Origin of the sequence: Lactobacillus apis, from assembly GCF_002837055.1 — a bacterium.
Lineage (GTDB): Bacteria > Bacillota > Bacilli > Lactobacillales > Lactobacillaceae > Lactobacillus > Lactobacillus apis.
The window spans coordinates 1-12,093 of record NZ_PDKP01000017.1; the positions used below are offsets into that span (position 1 = coordinate 1).

The following is a 12,093-nucleotide window of genomic DNA, read 5'->3' on the forward strand; positions in this document are numbered from 1 at the left end:
TCTGATTACACAATGCTTGATATTGAAACGACTGGACTTAATCCCTATCGTGACCATGTGACTGAGCTAGGTGCGGTCAAGGTGCGCAATAACGAAATTGTTGCAGAATTTAGTAAGCTAGTCGTTTATCCAAGATCAAATAAAGTTCCTGCCTTTATAACTAAATTAAACGGAATTACCACCGAGCTTTTACTTAGCGAAGGTGTACCTGTTAAAGAAGCAATGACTGAATTTCGCGAATTTATTGGCGACGATATTATTATTGGCTATAACGTTAACTTTGACTTGAACTTTTTATATGATTTGACGGAAAAATTCCATTTGCCAGCATTAAACAATGACTATGTTGATGTTTTGCGACTTGCACGTGCGTACTATCCGTTCCAACATAACCGGTTGCTAGACTGTATTCAGCGTGCTGGGATTGCAGAAGAAGAGCAGCATCATGGCTTGGCTGATTCAATCGATACCAAAAAGGTTTACGATGATTTTCGCGATCATTTTACCGATGAACTTTTGGCAGAGGCGCAAGGCAAAATCAAAAACGTGGACTTACTTGAAGCAGAACTTGAGGCCTGGGAACTAGGCTTTCGCAATCCGATTAGTAACAAGCTGATCACATTTGCAGATGGAATTGGCATGGATAATGATGAAGCAGCTTTAATGGTTAATAACATGGGCGGTCAAGCCCAAACCATTGTTACTCCGGAGACGAATTATTTGATTATTGATGATGATCACTTTTTCAGTAAAAACAATGAGGCATGGCAGAAAGCTCAGGAATACAATAAGAATGGTAGTAAGATTAAGCGACTATCCGAAAGCTACTTCTTAAATATGCTTGATGATTGGGCTAGGTCTTAAAGTAAAAAGTAGAGAGCAATCTTTGCTTTTTTATTTACCTTTGTTGCAAACAGCAGTTCGATTGGCTATACTTAGTTATTATTTAAGTAAGGGACTGACTAAATGGCTCGCAAGCGAAGACGGCAAAGCAGAAAAAATAGTGGTAGTGATTTTTGGGCAATTGTCATTATCATTCTTTTTTTGTTGTGGTTTGTTTCAACCAAAGGTGGCTCAGATCCTAGCGGACACCAAACAATCGAACGTATTGGACGTAATGAACCAGCTAAGAAAAACAAAATTAATCAGGCTAAGCCAGCTGCCAAAGTGTACGGTGGCTTATCACAGGAAGATTATGCTAAATTAGCTAAGCTTGATTTTAAGAGTGGCGATGAAGCATACATTACAGTGAATAATGATAAGTCGACGTTGATTAAAAATGCGTGGCGCGTTAACCGCGTTATTTATGCAAACTTAGATAGTTTAAATCGGACTTCTCGCTCGAACACTGCCTTTTTGGAAAAAAGAAATGTTGCTAATGATAGCTTACGAGTTCAGCAATATGTTCAACCGACAGCTTGGCACTACAATCGGCGTAATGGGACACAAATTTATAACCGTGGGCACCTAATTGCGTATTCTGTTTCCGCAGGAATTGATCAAGCGGGTAATTTTAATCCACGCAATCTTTCCGGTGATCAGAATAATCCTAAAAATTTATTTACACAGTCGGCCTATTCAAACCAAAGAGTTCAAACTATTTTTGAAAGTAGGGTGCGAAAAGCACTAAGAGAAAATAAGCGAGTTATCTACCNCCTAAAAATTTATTTACACAGTCGGCCTATTCAAACCAAAGAGTTCAAACTATTTTTGAAAGTAGGGTGCGAAAAGCACTAAGAGAAAATAAGCGAGTTATCTACCAAGCTACGCCAATATTCCGTGGCGAGGAGCTAATGGCACGGGGAATTAACCTGCAGGCTGTTTCGACTGATGGCACACTCGACTTTAATGTTTATTTATTCAATGTTCAACCTGGTTTTTCGTTCAATTATCAAAACGGACGCGCAAAGGTTAACCGCGAAATACAAGTTAAAAATGAAAATCAAAAAGCTTACTACTAATTATGTAGTAAGCTTTTTTCGCGCAAAATGTGAAATAATGGAACATTTTTAAATGGTAGTGATTCACCCTCTTAGAATTTAGAGTAAAGGAGGATGATTAGCATAGGCAACGGGGAAAGTCAGATAAATTAAAGTCGGCTTTCCTAAATATAATTCTATTTTGTAAAAACAATAAAAATATACCCTTCTAGAGACTGCTTAAATAAATTAGCGGTCTTTAGTCTTGTCTGTTGTAATCGCGTTAAGACAAGCGGGAATCAAACTGCTCAATTTCATTTTTCAATCCATTATAGACATCGTCTGCTTCAATCTCTTTAAGCACTTTTAAACAATAAAGTGCTTCTTTTTTATCTTTTTGGCAAATTGCGAGTCGCCCTTTAGCCATTAGTAATTTATCATAGCGAAAGGTTGCTTTGGCCAAGGTAATTGCTTTAACTAATATCATTGCAGCATCATCAAAGTTCTGTCTGTTCATCAATATGGCTGCTTTGTTAAGAACAAAATTGGTTTCTAGCGATTTTAAAAATGGATATTTTTCTTCAATTGTTTTAATAGCACGATTTGAAATACCAATCATTGTGTCATCGTCAAAAACGAAAAAAATCATGTTAAGTAAATAGAGATCAAGAACATTCCAGTTGTCAGTTTTGGACACCTGGTTTTTCCAAAGTGGGATGACTAAGCTACGTGCTTCGCGTAAGCTGCTTGCATTAAATGCTTTTAGAATGACTTTGATTTTTTGAATCTCCTGATCATTAGGAAATTGCTCACAGCGGTTAAGCAAAGAAGCTATTTTATTAACTTCAGAATTATAGGCAATATTGAAAAGATCAAAAATAATTTGTTCTTTGGCATTAAACTGATAATCGTTTCTTATGTAATCAAATTCAATTTGGGTGATGCCCAATCGTTTGATCAATTTTGTTGCATTTTCATAAGAAGGTTCTTCAAATGAATTTTCGATTTTAGAGAGCGTGGTTCGATTAATTAAAGAGCCAGCTAACTCAGATTGGGTAATACCGCGCGCCGTTCTGATTCCTTTTATTGTTTCCCCGAAAGATTTCACTGCAAGTTACCCCCTTTCAATGGCTTATCTGAATAAGGTTAATGTGAAATAAGCCAACAATTCACTAAACTAATCTTTAGTTAGTACTATTATTTAATTGTAAGGGATATATTATCATCACTTTATGAATAAATGATGAATATATGTATTCTTTAAAACTTATAGGTTTCACAGAAAGAAGGGGAAAAATGATTTCTAACTTTATTTTCTTATTTGGCTGCTTAGCAGCACTATTCTAAGGTAATGATGCCGAATTGAGTAAGTTAAACTTCATTTAATAGTTCATACTAATTAAATTGCAAATGCAAAACTATATTTTCAATAACATCGTAGACAAGCAGATTATTTTGTAGTTATTAGTAAGCTATAGAATGAAATATTGTAGTGGGTTTCTTGAGTGCATTTTTTAAATGCATGATATAAAAGCACATTCCTAACGACAGTCATGGGAGTGTGCTTTTTGTATGCAGTCAAAGATGATATTATTCTTAATTTATTTTATATATATAAATATCTAATTAACTGAATTAGGTGAAAAAAGATAAAATTAATATTCGGATTAAAAAAGCACTTTATGGAAAAATTGCTTCAAAGTTGACTTGGCAAGTTTAGTTAGCAATTGGTATAAAATGATAGATTAGCAAAAGCAGAACATTATTAATGAATATGCGTCAATAATTTGTGATTTTAGCTATAAAAACGAATATTGAAAGAAAAAGCAAGTGTTTTTTAATCGAAGTACGAATTTTTATTAGATAAAATCAGTTGTATTCAGCTAGTTTTTATCATAAAATTAGTGAAGAAAAACTTTAAGCAATACAAGATATAGTGGTGCAGATTAATGGATAACAACAAATTCGTTGAAGTGAAAAATCTCAGAAAAGTTTATGATAATGGACATGAAGCAATCAAAAATGTCAGCTTTTCTGTTAAAAAAGGTGATTTGGTTTGTCTCTTAGGACCTTCTGGTTGTGGGAAGACAACCATTCTGAATATTTTAGCAGGTTTGCTTAATCCAACTTCAGGTGAAATTCTATTTGACGGGAAGTCAGTAGTAAATGTCGAGCCTAAGGACCGACATATTGGTTATGTTTTTCAAAACTACGCATTGTATCCTCATATGACAGTCTTGCAAAACGTAATGTTTCCTTTAATAGTAGGCAAAAACAAAAAGTCTAAACCTGAGGCGCAAAAAATTGCCGAAAAGTATATGGAATTAACGCAGATTACTGAATTAGCTGATCAAAAGCCTGGTAATTTATCCGGTGGACAGCAGCAGCGAGTAGCGATTGCGCGTGCACTAGTTCAAGAACCTAAGATTCTTCTGATGGATGAGCCTTTGAGTAACCTTGATGCCAGATTGAGATTGAAGATTCGTGAAGAAATTCGTTCTTTGGTTAAATCTGTTGGTATTACAACCTTATTTGTTACCCACGATCAAGAAGAAGCTTTATCAATTGGTGATAAAATTATTTTGTTTAATGATGGTGTCATTCAACAAGATGACCTGGGTGAAAACTTCTATTTAGAGCCTAATAATTATTTTGTTGCTAACTTTGTTGGGAACCCCGTAATTGACAACTTTAAGGTAACAAAGACCGATGATGAATTGCAGGGAACTGACTTCACCATCAAATTAGCTGATTTAGATGAGTCACGCTTTAAACGCTCAATTCCTAACGGTGAATACTTATTGTCCGTTCGCCCTGAGAACATTGTTCCTGCTTCAGACGGTATCCTTAACGTGGAAGTTGATGATGTCGAATTAATTGGTCGAGAACGTATATTGAAATTTACACATGATGACTCTCAAGCGCGCTCTTTGATTAGTCTTGAAGTACCAGTTAATCATGGTGATCAAGTTAACCTTAAAATGAGACTTGACCGTGTATTTCTATTTACACCTGATGGGGAGCGGGTTTACTAATGAAGACCAATCAGAAAAAAGCGTGGCTGTATTTAGCACCAACAATTATCTTTGTAACTTTATTCAGTATTTATCCTATTTTACGTGCCTTTGGCATGAGTTTCCAAAGTGGATCACTAATCGATTTAACTTGGACTGGATTCAATAATTATAAGTACATTTTTAATGATCCCGAGTTTTGGTTGGCAATTAAAAACACCTTACTCTATGCCGTAATTTCGGTACCAGTTGGTTTAGCAATTTCAATTATGCTAGCTTGGATTATTTTTGACAAAGTTAAACATAAGGCATTGTTTGAGACCACCTTTTTCATGCCATATGTAACGTCAACGATAGCAATCGGAATTGTCTTTCGGTACATTTTCAACGGCGATTACGGAATGTTGAACTTTTTGTTGCGGGCTGTACACTTGCCAGCGCCAGATTGGATTGATGATCCAGCAATGTCTTTAACAACCATTATTATTTTCGGTATTTGGTCTTCCTTGGCCTTCAATATTGTTATTCTGATGGGTGCACTTAGGAACATTGATCCTAACTTCTACACGATTGCCGATATGTATGGTGCTAGTGGCAAAGATAAGTTTTGGCGAATTACAATGCCACAACTTGTTCCAACAATTGCCTTTTTGCTGACAATGAATATCATTGGTGCCTTCAAGATTTATACATCAGTCTATGCGTTATTTAATGGTGCCGCTGGTGTTGGTAACTCTGGAACCACTGCTGTGTTCTACATTTACAATAAGTTCCAAACAGTGGGTACTCCAGGGGTTGCAATGGCAGCGACGGTTGTCTTGTTCCTGATTATCTTATTTGCAACATTCTTACAACGTAAGATGATGAAGAAGATAGGAGAAAATTAAGTGAAAAAGATTCGTTTAGGTGTTGTCTTCAGTTATATTATCTTATTCATCTTTGCTTTCATCACCGTTTTTCCATTCATTTACATGATACTAGGCGGATTGATGAACTTTCAGGAAACAACATCAATTCCACCAACATTAATTCCGCACCATTTTGAGTGGTCTAACTATGCAAAGGTTTTTGCTAGAGCCCCATTTGGTCGCTACTTCTTTAACACAGTTTTGACGGCAACAGTTACGACTGTAGTTAGTCTATTTAATTCACTACTTGGTGCCTTTGCAATGGTTAACCTGCGTTTCAAGGGGAAGGGGGTCATCCAGATGGTGATGCTTTCTCTTTTGATGGTTCCAGGTGAAGCAATTATTTTTACTAACTATAATACAATTGCTCATCTTGGCTTACTTAACACCTATATTGGTTTGGTTTTGCCATTTCTAACCTCGATTTTCTACATGTACTATTTACAAAGCTATTTTGGCTCAATTTCAACCACGATTTACAAAGCGGCAATGATTGATGGGGCAAGCGACTGGGATTACATTTGGAAAATTTTGGTACCAATGTCAAAGAGTGGTCTTTTTACAGTTGGTTTGTTGAGTTTTATTTCAGGTTGGAATTCATTTTTGTGGCCATTACTTGTTACCAACGAAGACACGATGAGATTGTTAAACAATGGTCTGTCTGCTTTTGCTTCTGATGCTGGTAGCGAAACCCAACTGCAACTAGCAGCAGCAACACTGACTGTTTTACCAATTTTAATTTTGTATTTCATCTTTAGAAAACAGATTATTAGGGGAGTAGTACGTAATGACATCAAAGGCTAAGACATCTATCACTTTTTATAATGGTCTAACAACTATTGGCGGACCAATGATCGAAGTGGCTTATAACAAATCACATGTTTTGTTTGATTTGGGTGAAGTATATCGTCCTGAATTAGATTTGCCTGATGAAAAATATCAAACTTTGATTGAAAATCAGTTGATTGGTGATGTTCCTAACTTTTACGATCCTGAACTTACTGGAAAACCAATTGAGCATCAACGCTGGGAACATGCTGCTGCCTATATGTCACACTTGCACCTTGATCACAGTAAGGCAATGAACTTCTTGGCACCAGAGATTCCGTTATATGCAGGCCCGCTTACTGCCAAGATGATGCCAGCTTTAAACGAACACGGTGACTTCTTATTACCAGCTGCTGGTCATGAAGCAAGTTACGTTCGGCCAATTATTGCAGCAGAGTACCGCAAGCCAATTCTAGTAGGTGATATTACGCTTGAAGTTTGGCCAAGTGACCACGATGCGTATGGTGCAACAGGTCTAATTATTACTACTCCAGATAAGCGAATTGCTTACACTGGTGATATTCGCTTGCACGGTTATCACCCTGACTGGGTACACGAATTTTTGGCAGCTGCTAAGAACTGTGATGCCCTAATTATTGAAGGTACCGGTGTTTCTTGGCCAGAAGAAAAACACGATCAATCAAGTGAAGAATTCACTGGTCCGAAGAATGAAAATGAACTGACTGCTCAATTTGTTGACTTGCAAAAAGACAACCCTGAGCGGCAGATTACATTTAATACATACCCTACTAATGTTGAGCGACTCTTGCGCATTATTGCAGATTCACCGCGCCGCGTTGTTTTGCATGCGCAAAGAGCGCACTTGCTCAAGGAAAGCTTGGGCAAGGACTTTGATTACTATTACTTGCCAGGGGAAGAGAAATTTGCAGATTTGCAACCGGAACTAGAAGTTTCTTATCAGGAACTGCTAAACGACAATCATGCATACCTCTGGCAAGCAGTTGGTAATTATACTGACTTACAGGAAGGTGGATTATACATCCACTCAAACGCTGAGCCGCTGGGTGATTTTGATCCAGCTTATCAGCCTTTCCTGCAAGCTTTGTCAGATAAAAAGATTGAGTTCAAAGGCTTGCGTTGTTCCGGTCACGCAGATGAAAAAGAACTCAAGGAAATTATTAAGGAGGTTCAACCAGCAAACTTAATTCCGGTGCACACATTGCATCCGGAGCTGGAAGAGAACCCATTTGGAGAACGGATTTTACCGAAGCGTAATCAAACTATTACGCTTTAGTTAATCAAAAAAATTGTTGTTTAGTTTTTATTTTTTGGGAGGTTTACCAAATGAAGTTAAGTAAAAAGCTTGCTGCTGCTTTTGCAGTTAGTTTGACATTAGTAGGTACTGCAGCTTGTTCTAATGGCGGAAGCAATTCTTCTTCGTCATCATCATCTAGCAGTTCATCTAAGATTACTAAGGTTAAGAAGAATACCACTATTACTTTGTGGCACGGAATGACCGGGGTACAACAGGATACCTTGAAGGAATTAACAAAGGAATTCGAAAAGGATAATCCTAAGATCAAGGTTAAGTTAGAAAACCAAGGTCAATACAATGACTTGCAAGCTAAGATTAATTCAACCTTGCAGTCACCAAACAATTTGCCAACAATTACACAGGCTTATCCAGATTGGCTACAAACTGCAGCTAAGAATAAGATGTTGGTAGATATGACACCATACATTAACAACAAAGAAGTTGGTTGGGGAAGTGCTAAGGCTTCTGATATTAAAACCGCTCTTTTAGATGGTGCTAAGATTAACGGAACTCAATACGGTATTCCATTTAACAAGTCAATTGAAACTTTAACTTATAATGCTGACATGTTTAAGAAATACGGTATCAAGAAAGCTCCTGCTACAATGGAAGAATTGAAGCAGGACGCTAAGACAATTTATGAAAAGAGTAACCATAAAGTTGTTGGTGCTGGTTTTGACTCATTATCAAACTACTATACTTTAGGTATGAAGAATGAAGGCGTAGATTTCTCAAGCAAGATTGACTTTGCTGGTGCAACTTCTAAGAAAGTTATCAACTACTATGCTGATGGTATCAAGGATGGTTACTTCAGAGTAGCTGGTTCAGAGCACTACCTATCAGGACCATTCGCTAACCAAAAAGTTGCAATGTACATCGGTACTTCAGCTGGTGAAGGTTTTGTTAAGCAAGGTGTAGGCAACAAGTTTACTTACGATGTTGCTCCACGTCCTGGCAAATACACTATGTCACAAGGTACTGATATCTACATGTTTAACCATGCATCTGCTGATCAAAAGGCTGCTGCATTCATGTACATCAAGTTCTTAGTTTCAAAGACTAGCCAACTTAAATGGGCAAACGCAACTGGTTACATCCCAGTTAACAATGCTGCTGCAGAATCTTCTGAATACAAAGACAACAAGAAGATTAAATTACCAGCTAAATTGGAAGACGCAATGAAGAACCTCTACAGCGTTCCTGTTGTTAAGAATGCTGGAGCTGCATATGGTCAATTAAACCCAATTATGCAAAATATTTTCGCTGCTGCACAAAAGAAACAAAATGTTAATAATGCAATTAACACAGGCAAGTCAAAATTTGATGCTGCTTGGAAGCAATAAAAACTAAATAGCAAGATTATAAAAAGGATTCGTCTTGATGACGAATCCTTTTTTGCTTTACCACTGCGTTTTGGAAATATTAATGGCTTGTGCAATGTACTTATTGACTATGTTAATGTTAGCTCTTTTTTCTGAATTGACTAGTGACAAAATACCATAAGACAGTTTTTGATCTGTCTTTAAAGGAACATAGCGCAGATCGGTATCTTCTTTGTTGTATAAAATGCTAGGGACAATACCAATTCCCATTTTTGCCCGGACATATGCGATTAAGACCGAGGAGTCAATTTCCTCTTGGTAGTTAATATCGTAGGGACTACTTTGTAAACTAAATTTCAGACTTTCAATTGCAGGAAAATTATCGTGGCCATTCCACAAATAAATTTGGCGGTTAGCCAAGTCACTAAAATCGATGTTGCTTTTAATAAAAAGACTGTCTCCCTGCGGAACAACAACGGAAAAGCCTTTTTGTAATACTTCGACGTAACGTGTTTCATCTTTTTCGTTAATAATATCTTTTTGCATGAGCATCAAATCAATTGTCCCATCGCAAATCAGCTTGTTGATATTGTGTTCTTGACCAGGATCAACGAAAAAAGGCTTTAGCTCAAGATTAGTCTGTGTGTTGATCAGCCTTAGTGCAACAGGTAACCACTTTTTTTCAAAGGGCAGATCTGTGTAGCCCATCTTGATTTTAGGACGCATAATGGCGCTACTTTGGCGCAGATTAATAATTGTGTCGTTAATTTCAGCCGTGGAAAGCACCATTTGATTATAAAAAATCTTTCCTTTATCGGTTAATGCGATTTGATGATAGCCACGTTTGAAGAGCTTAACCTGTAATTCCTTTTCTAAGTTCTTGATGTTTTTAGAAACAGTCGATTGTGAGAGATACATTTTTTGTGCAGTTTGCGTGAAGTTTAGTGTTTTAGCCAAAGTTAAAAAACAGTTCACCTGAGTTGAATTCATGATTTAATATTCCTTTTTGTCATTATGCCATTCGGTTTTCAGTTTATCACACCCTCATTATTGATGTAATATCAAGCTGTATTCAAGAATTAGTATTTAGAGGTGATTTTGATGAATAATCAAAAAAGGAATATTAGGCCCTGGGTAGTTATGTGCTGCATAGGTTTGATTTCTGCAGCATGTTTGGGCTCAAGTATGGTTTTAATGGGTTCATTTTTAGCTCCATTAAGCCAAGCTCTACATACTCAGGTTTCAACCTTATCTTACTACTACACAGTTTTGGTTTTAACAATGGCTGTGATGACACCAAATGTTCCCAAAATTTTGGCTAAGGTAAACAATCGCTTGTTATATGTAGTTGCCAGTTTGGCAGTTGCAGTCAGCTTAATTCTGATGCCGCATTTTACCAATATTTGGCTCTTTTTCATTATTGCCATCATTATCGGGATTGCGATTTCATTTATGTCGTTTACACCAGTTGGTATTTTGCTTGATAACTGGTTTGCGGAAAAAGCAGGTTTTGCGGTTGGACTTTGCTGGGCAATTACTTCTGTTTTTCAAGGAATCATGAGCCCAATTTTATCAGTTTTAATTGAAAAGGTTGGTTGGCAAAGCAGCTTAACAATTTTAGCTATGATTGTAGCTGTCTTAAGTGTGCCTTGTGCTTTATTTGGTGTTAACTTCTCACCTGAAAAAGAAGGACGTAAGCCATATGGCTTTAATGAACAGGCGGCACAAAACGACGAAGCTGAAACGGTTAAACCTGTTTCTAATCATGAACTCTTCAAGTCAGCCACTTTTTGGCTTTTACTAGTAATCGTAATTTTGTTACAATTCCCAGCTGTCTTAAATCAGATGTTTCCAACTTACGCTGTCTCTGCAGGCTTTGATGGTGCTGCAGGTGGCTTCATGGTTACTTCAGCAATGCTATTTGATATTTTCCTTAATCCATTAGTTGGTTCAACTTGTGACAAGTATGGGGCCGAAAAAGCAAGTTTAGCATGGCTTTTGTTAGCAGTTATCTCTTATGCACTACTAATCATTGCCACCAATACTCGTTCGGCTGGCTTGGCAATTTTCAGCGCAGGGATTAATGATGTTTTCTATGTATATCTCGGAACTGGTATTACGACAATTGCAACTGCAGCTTTAGGTAGAAGAGCATTTGCTAAAGGATTTTCTTATATTAACTCAATTGCCTTTTTAATTGGTGCATTCGCAATGCCAGTTAATAACTTGATTGCGGAAAAAATGGGCGGCTTTGTTGCGGTGTACATTTTCTTTGCAATTATCACTGTAGTAATTATGGCCTTAGTAGCCGTTATTGCTAAAAATCACTTTGATCAATCACATAGTTAGGAAGTATTTTTATGAACAACCAAGAATATGATGTAATCGTTGTTGGTGCAAGTAACGCTGGTGGAATGGCCGCTGCGGCTGCTGCCGAAAAAGGTGCCAAGGTTTTGGTCATTGATAAAATGGGCAGTGCTGGCTATTTATACCGCGAAACGATTGCTGCAATTCACAGTAAAGCACAAAAGAAGGCCGGTGTTGAAATCGACCGTAACGAATTAGTTAACTTTATTTCTACTTTTAACCAAGGCAACGTTGATCAGCGTCTATTAAACGTTTGGGCAGACAACAGTTCAGAAATGGTTGATTGGCTCGATGATGAAGTTTTGCAACCCCATGGTGCATACATTAAGGCAACACCAGATGCGCATTACGAAACTGAACGTAACCGTGCCTTTCCTACAGGAAATGAAGCAACAGCGCCTGACGGTAAGTACTGGCAAATGGGTTACGGTAACTGGGTAATTGCTAAGGCAGAAGAGC

10 protein-coding genes and 2 pseudogenes are annotated in these 12,093 nt (G+C 37.3%); 10 read left to right on the forward strand and 2 right to left on the reverse strand.

From position 1 onward, the window contains the following. The 3 genes and pseudogenes from CRG87_RS06870 to CRG87_RS08300 form a co-directional block, all read left to right on the forward strand. Window positions 1-864 (forward strand): exonuclease domain-containing protein (locus tag CRG87_RS06870; RefSeq protein WP_101138713.1); only part of this gene is annotated, 864 nt, incomplete at its 5' end. A gap of 102 nt (window positions 865-966) precedes the next feature. Beyond that, window positions 967-1,641, forward strand: a pseudogene (locus tag CRG87_RS06875) (DNA/RNA non-specific endonuclease); the annotation flags it as partial. A 14-nt stretch (window positions 1,642-1,655) separates the two neighbouring features. After that, window positions 1,656-1,961 (forward strand): annotated as a pseudogene (locus tag CRG87_RS08300) (DNA/RNA non-specific endonuclease); the annotation flags it as partial. 241 nt (window positions 1,962-2,202) lie between these two features. On the opposite strand, the gene CRG87_RS06885 reads toward CRG87_RS08300, so the two are convergent. Further along, a complete protein-coding gene (locus CRG87_RS06885; RefSeq protein ID WP_074425976.1) occupies window positions 2,203-3,027 on the reverse strand; it encodes a helix-turn-helix domain-containing protein in 825 nt (274 codons plus the stop codon). Between the two features lie 841 nt (window positions 3,028-3,868). Between CRG87_RS06885 and CRG87_RS06890 the strand changes: the two genes are divergently transcribed. From CRG87_RS06890 to CRG87_RS06910, 5 genes are read left to right on the forward strand one after another with little or no spacing between them, the layout of a single operon-like run. Continuing rightward, entirely contained in the window at window positions 3,869-4,954 is a 1,086-nt protein-coding gene (locus CRG87_RS06890; protein ID WP_074425975.1) for an ABC transporter ATP-binding protein, read from the forward strand. Continuing rightward, complete coding sequence (locus CRG87_RS06895) at window positions 4,954-5,820, forward strand: carbohydrate ABC transporter permease (RefSeq protein WP_074425974.1); 867 nt, start codon at window positions 4,954-4,956, stop codon at window positions 5,818-5,820. Before CRG87_RS06890 ends, CRG87_RS06895 begins: the two co-directional genes overlap by 1 nt. Beyond that, on the forward strand, window positions 5,821-6,645 hold the full coding sequence (locus CRG87_RS06900) for a carbohydrate ABC transporter permease (protein WP_046306031.1): 825 nt from the start codon (window positions 5,821-5,823) through the stop codon (window positions 6,643-6,645). Continuing rightward, window positions 6,629-7,924 (forward strand): MBL fold metallo-hydrolase, encoded by a 1,296-nt coding sequence (locus CRG87_RS06905; protein ID WP_074425973.1) that lies wholly within the window; start codon window positions 6,629-6,631, stop codon window positions 7,922-7,924. The genes CRG87_RS06900 and CRG87_RS06905 overlap by 17 nt, the downstream gene beginning before the upstream one ends. 50 nt (window positions 7,925-7,974) lie before the next feature. Next, window positions 7,975-9,288 carry an extracellular solute-binding protein gene (locus CRG87_RS06910; protein WP_074425972.1) on the forward strand — a complete coding sequence of 438 codons (1,314 nt, stop codon included), beginning with the start codon at window positions 7,975-7,977 and terminating at the stop codon, window positions 9,286-9,288. A 57-nt stretch (window positions 9,289-9,345) separates the two neighbouring features. Here the strand turns inward: CRG87_RS06910 and CRG87_RS06915 are convergent, their stop codons facing one another. Beyond that, the gene (locus tag CRG87_RS06915) at window positions 9,346-10,257 is read right to left on the reverse strand and encodes a LysR family transcriptional regulator (protein WP_074425971.1); all 912 of its coding nucleotides are present in this window, start codon (window positions 10,255-10,257) and stop codon (window positions 9,346-9,348) included. 111 nt (window positions 10,258-10,368) lie between these two features. Here CRG87_RS06915 and CRG87_RS06920 point away from each other — a divergent pair, with 111 nt between their 5' ends. Both CRG87_RS06920 and CRG87_RS06925 read left to right on the forward strand, forming a co-directional pair. Continuing rightward, the gene (locus CRG87_RS06920; RefSeq protein ID WP_074425970.1) at window positions 10,369-11,616 is read left to right on the forward strand and encodes an MFS transporter; all 1,248 of its coding nucleotides are present in this window, start codon (window positions 10,369-10,371) and stop codon (window positions 11,614-11,616) included. An 11-nt stretch (window positions 11,617-11,627) separates the two neighbouring features. Then, window positions 11,628-12,093: FAD-binding protein (locus tag CRG87_RS06925; protein ID WP_133125492.1), on the forward strand; the 466-nt coding region annotated here is incomplete at its 3' end.

Bases quoted from the DNA above. Each gene is read 5' to 3' on its own strand.
- CRG87_RS06920 (WP_074425970.1), top strand. From the start codon at position 10,369: ATGAATAATCAAAAAAGGAATATTAGGCCCTGGGTAGTTATGTGCTGC.
- CRG87_RS06905 (WP_074425973.1), top strand. From the start codon at position 6,629: ATGACATCAAAGGCTAAGACATCTATCACTTTTTATAATGGTCTAACA.
- CRG87_RS06890 (WP_074425975.1), top strand. From the start codon at position 3,869: ATGGATAACAACAAATTCGTTGAAGTGAAAAATCTCAGAAAAGTTTAT.
- CRG87_RS06915 (WP_074425971.1), bottom strand. From the start codon at position 10,257: ATGAATTCAACTCAGGTGAACTGTTTTTTAACTTTGGCTAAAACACTA.
- CRG87_RS06910 (WP_074425972.1), top strand. From the start codon at position 7,975: ATGAAGTTAAGTAAAAAGCTTGCTGCTGCTTTTGCAGTTAGTTTGACA.
- CRG87_RS06895 (WP_074425974.1), top strand. From the start codon at position 4,954: ATGAAGACCAATCAGAAAAAAGCGTGGCTGTATTTAGCACCAACAATT.